Source organism: Methylocystis sp. sgz306128 (genome assembly GCF_056032725.1).
The window spans coordinates 114,965-129,890 of sequence record NZ_JBVYWO010000003.1; the positions used below are offsets into that span (position 1 = coordinate 114,965).

The window sequence follows — 14,926 nt, forward strand, 5'->3', positions numbered from 1 at the left end:
ATTTCAGGTATCCCATGCAACAGAGCAAAATGGCGAAATTAGGTTTGACCCCTTGCCCGTTTACCCACAAAAATAGCCCGCATACAAAACGGGAGTCGATCTTATGTCCGCTGAACACAATCTGGCAAATCTTGGAATCACCCTGCCCTCGCCGGCCGCGCCGCTGGCCAATTATGTCGGCTATGTACAGAGCGGCAATCTGCTGTTCATCTCGGGTCAGCTTCCGCTCAATACCGAAGGCAAACTCGCGGCAGAACATGTCGGCAAGCTCGGCGCGGATGTTGCGCAGACCGACGGTGTGGAAGCCGCCCGCCGGTGCGCCATCAATGTTCTGGCGCAGGCCAAAGCGGCTTTGGGTTCGCTGGATCGCATCAGCCGCTGTGTCAAGCTTGGCGGCTTTGTCAATGTCACACCGGAATATACCGCCATGCCTGCGGTGATGAACGGCGCGTCCGATCTTGTTGTCGCAGTACTGGGCGACAAAGGCCGCCATGCCCGGGCTGTCGTTGGCGTCGCCAGCCTGCCGCTCGGCAGCGCCATAGAGATCGAAGCCGTGTTCGAGGTCGCATAATGGCCAATGCGCCCGGCTGGCTTACCGCCCGCCCCATCGCCCATCGCGGCCTGCATACGCTTGCGGCAGGCATCGTCGAGAATTCGCTCTCCGCTGCGGCAGCGGCCGTCCGGCACGGCTTCGCCATTGAATGCGATGTGCAGCTCTCGCGCGATGGTGAGGCTCTCGTGTTCCACGACGACACGCTTGAGCGCCTCACCGGCGCAACAGGTGTCATCCATGGCCTGACCAGCGCCGAGGCAGCGCGCACCGCCCTGAAGGGAAGCACGGACCACATACCCACACTTGCAAGCCTGCTCGCCCTACTCAATGGCCAGGTACCGCTGATCTGTGAAATCAAAAGCGCCTTCGACAACAACACCCGGCTCGCGGATCGCGCATCTGCGGTTGCTCAGAATTATCAAGGCCCGCTGGCCTTCAAGAGTTTTGATCCGGCCATGCTGATCCGTCTGCGCGAGCTTGAGTGTCCGCGGCCGCTCGGCATTGTGGCCGAGGCGCATTATGACGACCCCGAGTGGGATTTCCTCTCTGCCGCCACCAAGCGCGATCTCGCAAATCTCGTGCATTTTCCGCAATCGCGTCCGGATTTTCTTTCCTTCTGGGTGCAGGATCTGCCCTCCACCGCCAGCATATTGTTTCGCCATGGCCTGCATCTGCCAGTCATGAGCTGGACAGTGCGCACCGCCGAACAGCGCATCCATGCCGCGCGTCACGCCGACCAGATGGTATTCGAAGGCTTTGTTCCGGAATAATGGCAACGCCGGAAACCACCAGATCCAGCCAGAGCCAGATGCCGTAAACATGCGGGGGCTCATGTCTGAACCGGAACGATTGAACCATGACTGAAGACCTGCGCCTTCGTATCGTCCCATCCCTGCGAGATATCCCCGCCGCACAATGGGATGCCTGCGCCAATCCGGAAAAAGCGCGCGTTTCCAATCCATTAACCATACAAGCTGAATCAGTCTCCGAGACACCTGAATCAATCACGCAACCGCATGAACCCGCCTCTGAGGCAGTTGAATCAAGTGCTGAAAAAGATGAATCACTTTCTGAAGGCGATTCATTCAACCCGTTCATTTCCCATGTATTTCTGAGTGCGCTTGAGCGTTCTGGCTCTGTCGGGCGCGGCACCGGCTGGCAAAGCGCCCACATCATCCTGCAAAATGGCGCAGGCGAGGTGCAGGCGGCCTGCCCCACCTATGTCAAATCTCATTCCATGGGCGAATATGTCTTCGATCAGGGCTGGGCACAGGCCTATGAACGGGCTGGCGGCAGCTATTATCCCAAGCTGCAGGTCAGCGTTCCGTTCACGCCGGCAACGGGGCGGCGGTTGCTGGCGCGCACGCAAAGTCATCGCCTTGAGCTTGTCGGCGCTTTGCGCGGGCTGCGCGCCTCGCTCAAGGCCTCCTCCATCCATGCCACCTTTCTGACAAAACGCGAATGGGATGAACTCGGGCTGGCCGGGTTCCTGCAACGCACCGACCAGCAATTTCATTTTTTCAATCGCGCCTACCGCGACTTCGAGGATTTCCTTGCGGCGCTTTCCTCGAAGAAGCGCAAGAATATCCGCCGCGAGCGTAAGGATGCGCTGAGCGCGGGCATCGAGATCGAATGGTTGTCGGGGGCGGATATCAGGGAACATCATTGGGATGCATTTTACGCGTTCTATATGGATACGGGATCGCGCAAATGGGGCAGGCCCTATCTCACCCGCGCCTTTTTCAGCGAGATCGGCGCTGGCATGGCGGATCGCATTCTGCTCATCATGGCGCGCCGCAACGGGCGCTACATCGCCGGGGCGATCAATTTCATTGGCGGGGATGCGCTTTATGGGCGCAACTGGGGCGCGATCGAGCACCACCCGTTCCTGCATTTTGAGGTCTGCTATTATCAGGCGATTGAATTTGCCATAAGCCGCGGCCTGCAGCGCGTGGAAGCGGGCGCACAGGGCGAGCACAAGCTTGCCCGCGGCTATGAGCCCGTCATCACCTACTCGGCCCATGATATTGCTGACCCGCGTCTGCGGCGCGCCGTCGCCGAATATCTTGTGGAAGAGCGCGCCGCGGTCAGCGAGCACGCCATGCTGCTTGGCCAGATGACGCCATTCCGACGTTCAAACTCAAGCAAGGACAGTATTTCTGAACCGGACATGTACGAAGAATGACAAATCTTTAAGTTGAACTTCATCCGCCACAATTTCATCTTCATCAGCGAGCAGGTTGATCCTGTATCGCGAAGGAGCATGTCATGAAGACTCTGACAAAAATTATTATGGCTGGCGCAATGGCTGCGACCCTTGCCGGCAGCGGCATAGCCTTTGCCCGTGGCGGCGGACCGGGCCCCGGACCTAACCCCGGCATGCGCATGTATGAGCGCCTCTGCATTGAAAATACCCGGCATTTCGATCCCGCCAAAATGGCCGAGCGCGTGTCGAAGCGGCTGGATATGAATGATGCGCAAAAGAAACTGTTTGACGATCTTCAGGCGGCATTCGCCAAATCTCATGACGACGTCAAGGCTGCGGTCTGCGCCGACAAGCCGGATTTCTCAACGATGCCCTCCCGCGCGGCATTCGCCATCAAGACGCTCGATGCGCGTCTGACGGGCATGAAGACCGTTCAGCCCAAGCTTGAAGCCTTCTACGCCAGCCTCTCCGACAAGCAGAAGGAGATCTTCGACAATATGCACCCGCACCATGGCCGGGGAGATCGCTGGAACGGTCAGGACGGCGCAAATGGCGGCCCCGGCAAACAGGGGCCGGCTGACAATCAGTAATCTTTAGCGGGCCTTGAGGCTTGACCTCGCGGCCAACATTGGCAAACCTCGGCAGAGCCAACTGCCGAGGTTTTTCATGTCGTATGATTCCAACAATATTTTCGCCAAAATCCTGCGCGGCGAGATCCCCTGTCACAAGGTCTACGAAGACGACGTGACGCTCGCATTCATGGACGTCATGCCGCAAGGCAAGGGCCACACCCTTGTGCTGCCCAAGGCGCCATCCCGCAATATTCTGGACATAAAGCCGGAGACGCTAGCGGCACTCATCCTGCGCGCGCAGACCATCGCCATTGCGGTGAAGAGCGCATTCTCAGCCGACGGCGTCACGCTTATGCAATTTTCCGAAGCGGCCGGCGGACAGAGCGTGTTCCACACACATTTCCATGTGATCCCGCGTTTCGAGGGCGTACCGCTTCGTCCGCATTCAGGCGGCATGGAAAATCCCGATGTGCTGGCGGAGCATGCCGCAAAAATCCGTGCGGCGCTGGGCTAGCCCGCCGCAAAATACCATCCCACGAGAAGCAGCATCGCCTCGCCGGCCAATACAGCGGGGATAACGGCGCGCTTCAGGGCGAAGAAAACGCCTATCGCAAACAGCAATGTGCCTCCGCGCCCCCAGAGAGGCACATGCAGCAGCGCCCCTGAGGGATGCAGCAAAATCTTCGCGACGATGCCGGCAAGCAGCGCCGTGGCAACAGCCCGCACCCAGATCAGCACTTCAGCGCCCTCATCCAGCCCCTGAACGAGAAAGACCGAAACAAACCGCCAGATCTCGCTTGGCAAGAAGCCGAAAACGACCAGCATCGCATAGGGCATCAGCGTCGACTGCCAGTCCATCAGCGCCCCCGCAGCTTTCCTGCCGCATAAGCCAGGCTGCCGCCGATAATTCCGACAACCAGCAGGTCGAAGCTTCCGCCAATCCAGATCACCGCCGGCGGCGTCAGCACAAGCCCGAAGACCAGTGCAAGCCAGTCCGGCAGGCCGCGGGCCCCCTTCATCACCGCCAGCAGAAAATAGAGCGGCGAAACAAAGAGCAACGCGGCGCCGAAATTCGGCGGCACTGCCTGCATGAGAAAATAGCCTGCCGCGGTGAATGCGGACGCGACAATGATGCACGCCGTTCCGAAGCCAAGAAAATAATTCATGCGGATATCGCGCGGCATCGGCGGAACCCGGCGCATGCATTCCGCCCAGACGGTGACGGAAATAAAATGCGCCGCCAGAAATTGCAGCGGCAGGCGGGTTTTATCGGTGGTGAGCTTCGGCAAAAGAGAAACGCTCATCGGCATGAAGCGAATGGACGATAAAGAAACCGCCAGCGCAATGGCCACCCAGCTCGCCTTGGATGCGACAAGCCCATAAAAGATGATCTGCGCCGGCCCCGCCCAGATCAGCAGCGTCGACAAGACCGCCGCGAACAAGGGGTGGCCCGCATCGCGCGCCAGCCCGCCGACGCCGGTCAGGGCAATCCCGACAAAAAACGCCGGTCCCGTCAGGGCATCGAGAATGCCCCGGCGGAACGGTTGCAATATTGCCGACTCCTCAGCACTCACTTACGACACATTATCCGATGTCGGCACTTTCGGCTTGCGGCTCCCCGGCTTTTTCACGGCATCGCTGCGCTTCTTGCCAGCCTCGACAATATCCCGCTCAGGGCGCGGCAATGTCGGCCCTTCCGGATAGAAGAAGGACAATTTCGTCTCACCCTTCTCATCCGCCGTGACCACAATACGCACAGTGCCGCCGTTCTTGAGCCGTCCGAACAGAACCTCGTCGGCCAGCGGCGTCTTGATGGTGCTCTGGATGACGCGCGCCATTGGCCGCGCGCCCATCGCCTCATCGTAGCCATGCTTGACCAGCCACTGGCGCGCTTCATCCGAAAGCTCGATCGAGACATTGCGGTCGGCAAGCTGCGCCTCAAGCTGCATGATGAATTTGTCCACGACCTTGGAGATCACCGGCTCCGGCAGGCGTCCGAAGGGCACGATGGCGTCAAGACGGTTGCGGAACTCCGGCGCGAACAGCTTGTTGATCGCCTCGACATCATCGCCTTCGCGCTTTCCGGCGGTAAAGCCGATGCTTTCGCGTGCCAGATCCTGCGCACCCGCATTCGTGGTCATGATCAGAATGACATTGCGGAAATCGATCTGCTTGCCGGTATGGTCGGTCAACTTGCCGTGATCCATGACCTGCAAAAGAATGTTGAAAAGATCGGGATGAGCCTTTTCAATTTCATCCAGCAGCAGCACGCAATGCGGATGCTGGTCGATGGCATCCGTCAGCAGGCCGCCCTGATCAAAACCGACATAGCCGGGAGGCGCTCCGAGCAGCCGTGAAACGGTGTGGCGCTCCATATATTCCGACATGTCGAACCTGATGAGCTCAACTCCCAGACTTTTGGCAAGCTGGCGCGCGGCTTCCGTCTTGCCGACGCCGGTGGGGCCGGAGAAAAGATAGGAGCCGATCGGCTTCTCGCCGTCGCGCAGGCCGGCACGGGCAAGCTTGATGGCGGAAGTGAGTGCGGCGACGGCCTTGTCCTGCCCATAGACCACGCGCTTCAAAGTCTCCTCGAGATTTTGCAGAACCTCAATGTCGTCCTTCGACACGCTCTTGGCCGGGATACGCGCCATCGTGGCGATAGTCGTCTCTATTTCCTTAATGCCGATGACCTTCTTGCGCTTGGCCTCCGGCAACAGCATCTGGCTTGCGCCGGTCTCGTCGATCACATCTATGGCCTTGTCGGGCAGTTTCCGGTCGTGAATATAGCGGGCCGAAAGCTCCACAGCGCCCTTAATGGCCTCTGCGGTATATTTGACCTTGTGGAATTCCTCGAAATAGGGCTTCAGGCCATTCATGATAGCCACGGCATCGGGGATCGACGGCTCATTGACATCGATCTTCTGGAAGCGCCGCACCAGCGCCCGGTCCTTCTCGAAATATTGGCGGTATTCCTTGTAGGTGGTGGAGCCGATGCACCGCAATGTCCCCTGCGCAAGCGCAGGCTTCAACAGGTTTGAAGCATCCATCGAACCGCCGGATGTCGCCCCGGCGCCGATCACTGTGTGAATTTCGTCGATGAACAGAATAGCGCCCTTGAACTGCTCGATCTCCTTCATCACCTGCTTCAGGCGCTCCTCGAAGTCGCCGCGATAGCGCGTGCCGGCCAGCAATGTGCCCATATCGAGCGAGAACACCGTGGATTCGGCCAGAACTTCCGGCACCTCGCCCTTGATGATCTTGCGGGCCAGCCCTTCCGCAATGGCGGTCTTGCCGACGCCCGGATCACCAACCAGCAAAGGATTATTCTTCGAGCGGCGGCAAAGTATCTGGATTGTACGCGAAACCTCGGCCTCACGCCCGATCAGCGGATCGATCCGTCCTTCAGCAGCCTTTTTGTTGAGATTGACGCAATAGGCGTCGAGCGCCGAATCCTTCTTCTTGGATTCGCCCGATTCCTTGCCATGCGGCTCAGAATCCTCCCGCCCCTCGGCGCCGCGCGGATTGCGCTGCGCATCCGACAGGCCGGGCCGCTTGGCGATGCCGTGCGAAATATAATTTACCGCGTCATAGCGGGTCATATCCTGCTCGGCGAGGAAATAGGCGGCGTGGCTTTCCCGCTCAGCGAAAATAGCCACCAGAACATTGGCGCCGGTGACATCCTCGCGGCCGGACGACTGGACATGAATCACCGCGCGCTGGATGACGCGCTGAAAACCGGCGGTGGGCTTGGCGTCGGCATGACCCTGTGAAATCAGGTTCGAAAGCTCGTTGTCGATATAATCGACAAGGCTCTTGCGAAGCTGATCAATATCCACTGAGCAGGCGCGCATGACGGCCACCGCATCCTGATCCTCGAGAAGGGCCAGCAGCAGATGTTCAAGCGTTGCGAATTCATGATGACGCTCGTTCGCTGCGGCAAGAGCGCGATGCAGGGATTGTTCCAAATGGCTCGAAAAAGTCGGCATAACTCAATCCCTCACTGCTTTTCCATGATGCACTGCAACGGATGCTGATGCTTCCGCGCGAAATCCATCACCTGGGTAACTTTGGTCTCGGCAATCTCATAAGTAAAGATGCCACATTCGCCCACCCCATGGTGATGCACATGCAACATGATAGCGGTTGCCTGTTCCGCCGACTTATTAAAAAACTTCTGCAGCACGATAACGACGAATTCCATCGGCGTATAATCGTCGTTCAACAGAAGAACCCTGTAAAGACTGGGTTTTTTAGTTTTTTCCTTGGTTTTCGTGATCAGGCCGATATTCGGATCTTGACCGCCATTGCCCCGGCGCGGCGGCTCGCCGGCCTCGCCCAGCCGATAGGCCTGCCCATATCCCGCCGATGTCGCAAAAACACCACTCATTCCTGAAAAGCCCTTGTCTTGGTCTGTGCTTAATCTATGAACCTTCCGGCGTTTTTGCCAGTGTCCGGCGTCAAACAAATCCGTGATTAAGAATTTGCCACCAATTTGAACCAATGCCATCACAATTTGGCCCTATCTCGTCCGCAAACAAGGGCGTCACATCCTCAATCGTTCTCTTCTGCACTGGTTTCATCAGATGAAGCTTATCAAAAGCCTTTACCAAATGGACCAGAAGCGCCGCGACATTGCCCTCACGCTCACGATTATCGTGCTGATGGGACTGTTCTGGCTGGCATTGCCTTCGCACGCGGTCCACACGCAGCCGCAGTCAAGCGGCAGGATATTGAACGACAATTCGGCAATGGACGATCTAGCCCTGACTGATGCGTGGCATCCATCCGTGTGAGTGCCGCGCTGTCATAAACGTTCCGCGTGCACTATTTTGCACTGAAATTCACGAAATCCATCCGGCTATTTAACGATTTTCCCTGAATTTCAATACAGCGCATCAAAGTCGTTGATTTAATGCAGAGAATTGAACATCACCAACGTCCGGTCATGATATATGCCTCTGTCCCAAACCTGACAGGACGCCATGCACACGAAACGACGGATCGAATCAGCGCTTCATCGCATCAAATGCGAAGCGGCTCCCTTATGGAAACACGGCAAGGTCGCGCACTACATTCCCGAACTTGCAAAAATCAAGCCCTATCAGTTTGGCCTGACCATCAGCACCGTCAACGGACAGAAGTTTGAGATCGGCGATTGCCGCGTGCCGTTTTCCATCCAGAGCATTTCCAAGCTCTTTGCGCTTGCCCTGCTGATCCGGGTCATGGGACAGGAGGCCTGGAGCAGCATCGGCAAGGACAGCACCCACGTCAGCTTCAATTCCCTGCACTGGCTGGATGACGAACAGGGCCGGCCTTACAATCCGTTCATCAATGCGGGAGCCCTGCTCGTGACGGATCTGATCAATCAGCGCATGGCTCATGGCCTGATCGGCATATTGCGCTTTATCCGCGATATTTCCGGGAATACCGAGGTCGATATCGACGCCGCCGTCAGCGCGAGCGAAAGAGCCACCTGCAACAAGAATGCCGCGATTGCCTATCTGATGCGCGACTACGGGACAATCAAAGGCGAGGTAAACGATCTGCTCGACACCTATTGCCAGCAATGCGCCATATCCATGACAACATCCGACCTTGCGCAGGCGGGTCTTATGTTCGCCAACAGGGGCGTCGACGGACAGGGGCGCGCCCTGCTCACGCCGATGGACACAAACCGGATCAACGCGCTGCTGACCGTGGCCGGCATGTATGACGCGGCAGGCGACTTCGCGGTTCGCGTGGGGCTTCCCGCCAAAAGCGGCGTCGGCGGCGGTATATTGGCCATTGCCCCCGGCAGCATGGCCATTGCGGTCTGGTCGCCCGCGCTCGACGAACAGGGCAATTCGCTCGCCGGGCAGAAAGCTCTGGAAATTCTGTCCGAAGAACTCGATCTCTCCATCTTCAGCCCCAGACGAGCCTGATCACGATAGCCCGGCCCAAGCAGCGACGACATGCCCAGACAAAAGAAAACGCCGCGACGGGGATGCCGTCACGGCGTTGAAACTTTGCCTCTGAGGGCGGAAGATTACGAAGCAGACTTCGTGAGGTCCTGGAACTGGGCGAAGATGCCTTCGACCGGCTTGAAGGTTTCCTTGACGAGATTTGCATAAGCTTCAGTTGCCTTCGTGGCCTGCGCGATGAAGGCTTCGTAGGCGGTCTTGGCGTAGTCCTGCTGGATCTTGACGGCTGCTTCGAAGGTCTTGGCGGAACGCAGAGCCTCGGTGGTAGCGGTCATGTCCTCGAAGGACTTCTTGGAAAATTCGGTAGCGTCGGCGGCAATGGCCTTTACGCCTTCGCCCACATTGGTGGCGGCCTTGGTCGCAGCTTCGATCTGGTCTTTGCTGAACTTCTGGAGGTCTTCAAAGTTTTTAAGCATGGTCTCACCTTTATCTGCGCCGATATCGGCGGGGGATTGAAACGACAGGGCCGTCATCTCGAATGAATGTCATATAATCGCACTGCACAATTTTTGTCAAGCGAATTTTGTGCACCGCAACATAAATCATTTGAATAGCTTTATCAGCTCTTTTAGGAGGGATTTTTAACCCTTTAACCTCACGGTAACCTCATTCCAATATCGTGCAGGCATGTGACGTTTGGGCGACGCTTTTGCACTTGTCTCAAACATGATTGATAGTACCGGAAGATTGCAGGATTGGGCTTATGTTGATGAGTAAGTCGTTGCGTGGAAAAATGCGCACCATCGCTATGGGTCTCAGTATTGCTCTGGCTTGCTCGACACTGATGACAGCGCCCGCTGAAGCACGCCTGCATCATCGCCGGCATCACGGCGGCGGCGGCTACACGCCGCCCTTCGCCGCCATGGTTGTGGATGCCAATTCAGGCCACATCCTCTATGCGCAAAATGCTAATGACTTGCGCCACCCGGCCTCTCTGACCAAAGTCATGACGCTTTATCTGCTGTTCCAGGAGATGGAAAAGGGCCGCTTCTCGCTCAACAGCGAACTCAAGGTCTCGGCTCATGCTGCGGCGCAATCTCCGTCCAAACTGGGCCTGACGCCGGGCGACACGATTACGGTTGAGGAAGCCATCAAGGCCATCGTCACCAAATCCGCCAATGACGTTGCCGTGACCATCGCCGAGAATATCGGCGGCAGCGAGCCCGCCTTCGCCGATATGATGACACGCAAGGCGCGCGAACTGGGCATGACCCGCACTGTCTATCGCAATGCTTCTGGCCTGCCCAACAACGAGCAGGTCACCACGGCGCGCGATCTGACCTTGCTCGGGCGCGCCATTCAGGATCGGTTCCCGAAATATTATCATTATTTCTCGACCCATGAATTTGATTTCGCCGGACACACCATCCTCAATCACAACCGGCTGATCGGCCATGTTGAAGGCGTCGACGGCATAAAAACCGGTTTTACCAATGCGTCGGGCTTCAACCTGCTGTCCTCGATCAAAAGGGACGGACATTGGCTTGTCGCCTCTGTTCTGGGCGGACGGTCCGGTCCCGAGCGTGACCGCATCATGACCAGCCTGCTGGAAGACCACCTTGATGAAGGCGCAACACGCCGCACGGCCGCGCTGATCACCGACCGCCCATCGGCACAGCCCATCAAGGTCGCCGAAGAAAGCTCGCCCGGTTTGCGCATGCAGGACAAGGCTCTGAACAATTCCAGCACCGCCGATGACAGCACGGACAGCGAGGAAGGCGACGCGCCCGTGGCGGAAACCGCAAGCCGGACACCCGCCGCAAAGCCCATGCCCATGGTCGCCGCCGCCCTCGCCGCTTCGGAAGCCAAGCCCCGTCCGGCCTATATTTCCGCCAGCGTGAAGGCCCCGCTCCCGCCTGAGACGCCGGTTGCGACCCGCGGCGCAAGCACGCAGACCGTGCCGCTGGACGGCTCCACCAGCGCCCGCCCCCTCATCACCACCGCCGATGCAAAGCAGCCGGCCATGCGCTGGGTTCAGGGGCCTGCCGGCGTTGCCGCGCCGAATGCAGCAAAGCCAATTCTCGTTGCCGATAATGAGGATACGATGCCGACCGGCTCTCTTGCGCCGCAACAGGCGGCCTATCAGGCGCCCGCAAAAGAGACAGCCGCGCACACGGGCTGGATGATCCAGATCGGCGCAGCGGATGACATGGCCAAGGCCAACGCCCTGCTCAGCCGTGCCCGTTCGGAGTCAAAAGGTGCTCTGGGCGATGCGTCTCCCTTCACAGAAAAGGTGCAGAAGGGCGGCCAGACCCTGTATCGGGCACGCTTCGCCGGACTTGAGGAAAACGAAGCCGTCGCAGCCTGCAAACGTCTGAAGCGTGCGGGGTTTTCCTGCTTCCCCACCAGAAATTAATCGATCTGTCTCCGCGTTGCGTTCAGGAGCTGAAAATGTCGGTTTTTCATGATTCCATCGGCCTCCCCCGCACCCGGGAATGGCCATTGCTGTCGCGCATTGGGCTTACGCGCATAGCAACTTATGTCGACGAATTCGCCAGCCCTGCACGCACATTGCGCGCCTACCTGCGACAGAGACTGGACCTGCGCGACGCCCGCCGCGCTGTGGCTCTTTCGCTCCAGCCCCGCGTCCGCATCCATCTCGATTGCAAATATCCAGACGGACGCGACTGCGTCAGCATCATTCTCTGAGCCGTTCCGGTCTCAGGCGCGTCAGCCTGAGCAGCGTTCTATTTCCCGGTCTTGGCGATCTTTTTAACCGCAGGCTTTTTGGCGTTGGCCGGCTTTTTAGCCGAAGCCGCCGTGCTTTTGGCCATGCGCGGCTTGGCTGCGGTCTTTTTGGCCGCAGCTGTTTCCGGCAGGCCGCCCTTCTCCTCGATGATGGCCAGAGCTTCGGAAAGGCTCAGTGCCTCGGGGTTCATGTCCTTCGGCACGTTGAAATTGGCTTTGCCCACAGCAATGTAGGGGCCATAACGTCCCGCGCGCACGACAACCTCGCCGCCTTGCGGATGCGCGCCCAGCACGCGCCCGCTTGCCGCGGCGGACTCGCCCTTGACCTTGGAGTCTATCAGCGCAATCGCGTCCGACAGCGCGAATTTGCTCTTGTCGGCGCCTTTCGGCAGGGTTGCGTTGATCTTGTTCCAGGCCACATAGGGGCCATAGCGTCCATCCCTGATGGTGATCGTGCCGCCGGACGGGTGCTCGCCCAGAGCCGTGCCGGACGACGCGCCGCCGCCAAAACGCGAGCTTGGCGCGCCCGATTCCTTGGCGACAATCAGATCGATGGCGCGGTTGGCGCCAATCTCCAGAACATCGTCGTCCTTGCCAAGATTAGCATAGACCTTGCCGTGCTGAAGATATGGCCCGAAACGGCCGATCCCGGCAAGAATGGGCTCACCGCTCGAAGGATGGCGCGCCACCTCCCGCGGCAGGCTGAGCAGCGCAATCGCTTTTTCAAGATCGACTGTGGCCGCGCTCATGCCCTTGGGCAGCGAGGAGCGCTTGGGCTTTTCACCATCGCCCTGCTGCACATAGGGGCCGAAGCGCCCATCGCGCAGGCTGATCTCCTCGCCAGTGGCCGGATCCACCCCCAGCACTTTCAGGCCGGGCTTCTCGCCCTCCACTCTGGCCTGCTCTTCGCCGGCGGATGAAAACTGGCGCGTAAACTTGCATTCAGGATAATTCGAGCATCCGATGAACGCGCCAAATTTGCCAAGCTTCAACGATAATTGCCCCGTGCCGCAGGTCGGGCAGGCCCGCGGATCGCCGCCATCGGCCTTGGCCGGGAAAATATGCGGCCCCAACAGAGCGTTGAGGCTGTCCAGCACCTGCGTCGTGCGCAGATCCTTCGTTTCGCCGATCGCAGCCGAAAATTCCAGCCAGAATTCGGCCAGAACCTGCTTCCAGTCCAGTTCTGCGTTTGAGATCTTGTCCAGCTTCTCTTCAAGGTCGGCAGTGAAATCATATTCAACATAGCGCTTGAAAAAGCTCTCCAGAAAGGCCGTCACCAGACGTCCCTTATCCTCTGGCACCAGCCTCTTCTTCTCCACGCGCACATATTCGCGCTCCTTGAGCACGGCGATGGTGCTGGCATAGGTCGACGGGCGGCCGATGCCCAGTTCTTCCATACGCTTGATCAGCGAAGCTTCCGAGTAACGCGGCGGCGGCTCGGTGAAATGCTGGCTGGCCTCGATTTTCTCGCGCGTGACGGGATCACGCACATTCATCGGCGGCAGACGTCCGCCGTTCTCCTCGTCCTCGTCGTCCTTGCCTTCCTGATACAGCGCCAGAAAGCCGTCGAAGCGGATCACCTGACCGGTGGCGCGCAGATCAAGCTCCCGCCCGTCCACCTCGCCCGTAATATCGACCGTGGTGCGCTCCAGCAGGGCGCTTTCCATCTGGCTGGCGAGGGTTCGTGTCCAGATCAGTTCATAGAGCCTGGCCTGTTCGGCATCGAGATGCCGGCTGATCTGCTTGGGCAGGCGTGAGAGATCAGTCGGGCGGATGGCCTCATGGGCTTCCTGCGCATTCTTGGCCTTGGCCGAATAACGGCGCGGCGCATCCGGAACATACCGGGGGCCGAATTCGGAACCAATGACCTTGCGCGCGCTGGCAATCGCCTCCGGCGCCATATCGACGCCGTCCGTTCGCATATAGGTGATGAGACCCACCGTCTCGCCGCCGATATCCACGCCCTCATAGAGGCGCTGAGCTATGCGCATGGTGTGCGCCGGGGCAAAGCCGAGCTTGCGCGAGGCTTCCTGCTGCAAAGTCGAGGTGGTGAAGGGCGGATAGGGATGGCGTTTAGCCGGCTTGGCCTCCACCGCGCGCACGGTGAACCGGGCTTTTTCAAGAGCTGCGCGGAAGGCATCGGCCTCCGCTGCGGTGCCGACATCGAGACGCGTGATCTTCTTGCCGTCGGCGCCCACCAGCCGTGCCTGAAAAGCCGCGCCGTCCTTTGTCTTGAGATGCGCGATCAGCGACCAATATTCCTGACGCACGAATTTTTCGATTTCAAGTTCGCGGTCGCTCAGAATGCGCAGCGCCACGGATTGCACCCGTCCTGCCGAGCGCGCGCCGGGCAGCTTGCGCCACAAGACCGGCGAGAGGTTGAACCCCACAAGATAATCCAGCGCGCGGCGGGCGAGATAAGCATCCACCAGCGGCTGATCGATCTGACGCGGATGCCGCATCGCCTCCATCACCGCATCCTTGGTGATGGCGTTGAAAACCACCCGTTCGATCGGCTTGTCCTTGAGCACCTTCTTCGCCCTGAGCACCTCAAGCACATGCCAGGAAATTGCCTCGCCCTCACGATCTGGGTCGGTGGCGAGAATGAGACCGTCGGACTCCTTCACCGCCTTGGCAATATCGGCAACCCGCTTGGCCGCCTTGCCATCCACCTCCCACAGCATGTTGAAATCATGCTCGGGATCAACCGAGCCATCCTTGGCCGGCAGGTCGCGGATATGGCCGAAAGAGGCAAGCACCTCATAACCCTTACCGAGATATTTATTGATCGTCTTGGTCTTGCCGGGCGATTCGACGATGACAACTTTCATTTCTTTTCTTTCAGCCGGAGCCTTGCAGGCCCAAAAACATTCGGGCAGGAAAATGGGGGACAGAGAGGCCTATTGTCAAATAGGAATGTCGCAGCAAACTGCAAGAGACGATTTTT

15 protein-coding genes are annotated in these 14,926 nt (G+C 58.8%); 9 read left to right on the forward strand and 6 right to left on the reverse strand.

All coding sequences use genetic code 11. From position 1 onward, the window contains the following. The first annotated feature begins 103 nt into the window (after window positions 1-103). From AC0N03_RS06580 to AC0N03_RS06600, 5 genes are all read left to right on the forward strand, one after another. Window positions 104-571 carry a RidA family protein gene (locus tag AC0N03_RS06580; RefSeq protein WP_474287817.1) on the forward strand — a complete coding sequence of 156 codons (468 nt, stop codon included), beginning with the start codon at window positions 104-106 and terminating at the stop codon, window positions 569-571. Then, a complete protein-coding gene (locus AC0N03_RS06585) occupies window positions 571-1,323 on the forward strand; it encodes a glycerophosphodiester phosphodiesterase family protein (RefSeq protein WP_474287818.1) in 753 nt (250 codons plus the stop codon). The genes AC0N03_RS06580 and AC0N03_RS06585 overlap by 1 nt, the downstream gene beginning before the upstream one ends. Before the next feature lie 86 nt (window positions 1,324-1,409). Next, window positions 1,410-2,738: a GNAT family N-acetyltransferase gene (locus tag AC0N03_RS06590; RefSeq protein WP_474287819.1), complete on the forward strand. Its 1,329-nt coding sequence runs from the start codon at window positions 1,410-1,412 to the stop codon at window positions 2,736-2,738. 83 nt (window positions 2,739-2,821) lie between these two features. Next, window positions 2,822-3,349 carry a Spy/CpxP family protein refolding chaperone gene (locus tag AC0N03_RS06595; protein WP_474287820.1) on the forward strand — a complete coding sequence of 176 codons (528 nt, stop codon included), beginning with the start codon at window positions 2,822-2,824 and terminating at the stop codon, window positions 3,347-3,349. A gap of 76 nt (window positions 3,350-3,425) precedes the next feature. Beyond that, entirely contained in the window at window positions 3,426-3,845 is a 420-nt protein-coding gene (locus AC0N03_RS06600) for an HIT family protein (RefSeq protein ID WP_474287821.1), read from the forward strand. On the opposite strand, the gene AC0N03_RS06605 is transcribed toward AC0N03_RS06600, so the two are convergent. Genes AC0N03_RS06605 through clpS form a run of 4 tightly spaced genes read right to left on the reverse strand, consistent with a single transcriptional unit; the run spans window position 3,842 to window position 7,718 of the window. Further along, window positions 3,842-4,189, reverse strand: coding sequence for an AzlD domain-containing protein (locus AC0N03_RS06605; RefSeq protein ID WP_474287822.1), 348 nt, complete (start codon window positions 4,187-4,189; stop codon window positions 3,842-3,844). The two genes, AC0N03_RS06600 and AC0N03_RS06605, sit on opposite strands and share 4 nt — an antisense overlap. Next, window positions 4,189-4,881, reverse strand: coding sequence for an AzlC family ABC transporter permease (locus AC0N03_RS06610; protein WP_474287823.1), 693 nt, complete (start codon window positions 4,879-4,881; stop codon window positions 4,189-4,191). Before AC0N03_RS06610 ends, AC0N03_RS06605 begins: the two co-directional genes overlap by 1 nt. 24 nt (window positions 4,882-4,905) lie before the next feature. After that, complete coding sequence (gene clpA / locus AC0N03_RS06615; protein WP_474287824.1) at window positions 4,906-7,317, reverse strand: ATP-dependent Clp protease ATP-binding subunit ClpA; 2,412 nt, start codon at window positions 7,315-7,317, stop codon at window positions 4,906-4,908. Window positions 7,318-7,328: 11 nt separating this feature from the next. After that, window positions 7,329-7,718, reverse strand: coding sequence for an ATP-dependent Clp protease adapter ClpS (gene clpS, locus AC0N03_RS06620; RefSeq protein ID WP_474288108.1), 390 nt, complete (start codon window positions 7,716-7,718; stop codon window positions 7,329-7,331). 196 nt (window positions 7,719-7,914) lie between these two features. Here clpS and AC0N03_RS06625 point away from each other — a divergent pair, with 196 nt between their 5' ends. Both AC0N03_RS06625 and AC0N03_RS06630 read left to right on the forward strand, forming a co-directional pair. Then, window positions 7,915-8,124, forward strand: a complete 210-nt coding sequence (locus AC0N03_RS06625) for a hypothetical protein (RefSeq protein WP_474287825.1) — start codon at window positions 7,915-7,917, stop codon at window positions 8,122-8,124. A gap of 189 nt (window positions 8,125-8,313) precedes the next feature. Then, window positions 8,314-9,252: a glutaminase gene (locus AC0N03_RS06630; RefSeq protein ID WP_474287826.1), complete on the forward strand. Its 939-nt coding sequence runs from the start codon at window positions 8,314-8,316 to the stop codon at window positions 9,250-9,252. 104 nt (window positions 9,253-9,356) lie between these two features. On the opposite strand, the gene AC0N03_RS06635 is transcribed toward AC0N03_RS06630, so the two are convergent. Then, on the reverse strand, window positions 9,357-9,707 hold the full coding sequence (locus AC0N03_RS06635; RefSeq protein ID WP_474287827.1) for a phasin family protein: 351 nt from the start codon (window positions 9,705-9,707) through the stop codon (window positions 9,357-9,359). Between the two features lie 287 nt (window positions 9,708-9,994). Between AC0N03_RS06635 and AC0N03_RS06640 the strand changes: the two genes are divergently transcribed. Together AC0N03_RS06640 and AC0N03_RS06645 are read left to right on the forward strand one after the other, a co-directional pair. Beyond that, a complete protein-coding gene (locus AC0N03_RS06640; RefSeq protein ID WP_474287829.1) occupies window positions 9,995-11,647 on the forward strand; it encodes a serine hydrolase in 1,653 nt (550 codons plus the stop codon). 35 nt (window positions 11,648-11,682) lie between these two features. Further along, window positions 11,683-11,940 (forward strand): hypothetical protein, encoded by a 258-nt coding sequence (locus AC0N03_RS06645; RefSeq protein ID WP_474287831.1) that lies wholly within the window; start codon window positions 11,683-11,685, stop codon window positions 11,938-11,940. A gap of 38 nt (window positions 11,941-11,978) precedes the next feature. On the opposite strand, the gene topA is transcribed toward AC0N03_RS06645, so the two are convergent. Continuing rightward, a complete protein-coding gene (topA, locus tag AC0N03_RS06650) occupies window positions 11,979-14,810 on the reverse strand; it encodes a type I DNA topoisomerase (RefSeq protein ID WP_474287833.1) in 2,832 nt (943 codons plus the stop codon). Window positions 14,811-14,926: the final 116 nt, after the last annotated feature.

What these genes read in the sequence shown, in the direction of transcription:
- AC0N03_RS06580 (WP_474287817.1), top strand. Translation starts at nt 104, where the DNA reads ATGTCCGCTGAACACAATCTGGCAAATCTTGGAATCACCCTGCCCTCG.
- clpA (WP_474287824.1), bottom strand. Translation starts at nt 7,317, where the DNA reads ATGCCGACTTTTTCGAGCCATTTGGAACAATCCCTGCATCGCGCTCTT.
- AC0N03_RS06635 (WP_474287827.1), bottom strand. Translation starts at nt 9,707, where the DNA reads ATGCTTAAAAACTTTGAAGACCTCCAGAAGTTCAGCAAAGACCAGATC.
- AC0N03_RS06640 (WP_474287829.1), top strand. Translation starts at nt 9,995, where the DNA reads ATGTTGATGAGTAAGTCGTTGCGTGGAAAAATGCGCACCATCGCTATG.
- AC0N03_RS06630 (WP_474287826.1), top strand. Translation starts at nt 8,314, where the DNA reads ATGCACACGAAACGACGGATCGAATCAGCGCTTCATCGCATCAAATGC.
- AC0N03_RS06595 (WP_474287820.1), top strand. Translation starts at nt 2,822, where the DNA reads ATGAAGACTCTGACAAAAATTATTATGGCTGGCGCAATGGCTGCGACC.
- AC0N03_RS06585 (WP_474287818.1), top strand. Translation starts at nt 571, where the DNA reads ATGGCCAATGCGCCCGGCTGGCTTACCGCCCGCCCCATCGCCCATCGC.
- AC0N03_RS06645 (WP_474287831.1), top strand. Translation starts at nt 11,683, where the DNA reads ATGTCGGTTTTTCATGATTCCATCGGCCTCCCCCGCACCCGGGAATGG.
- AC0N03_RS06600 (WP_474287821.1), top strand. Translation starts at nt 3,426, where the DNA reads ATGTCGTATGATTCCAACAATATTTTCGCCAAAATCCTGCGCGGCGAG.
- AC0N03_RS06625 (WP_474287825.1), top strand. Translation starts at nt 7,915, where the DNA reads ATGAAGCTTATCAAAAGCCTTTACCAAATGGACCAGAAGCGCCGCGAC.
- clpS (WP_474288108.1), bottom strand. Translation starts at nt 7,718, where the DNA reads ATGAGTGGTGTTTTTGCGACATCGGCGGGATATGGGCAGGCCTATCGG.
- AC0N03_RS06590 (WP_474287819.1), top strand. Translation starts at nt 1,410, where the DNA reads ATGACTGAAGACCTGCGCCTTCGTATCGTCCCATCCCTGCGAGATATC.
- topA (WP_474287833.1), bottom strand. Translation starts at nt 14,810, where the DNA reads ATGAAAGTTGTCATCGTCGAATCGCCCGGCAAGACCAAGACGATCAAT.
- AC0N03_RS06605 (WP_474287822.1), bottom strand. Translation starts at nt 4,189, where the DNA reads ATGGACTGGCAGTCGACGCTGATGCCCTATGCGATGCTGGTCGTTTTC.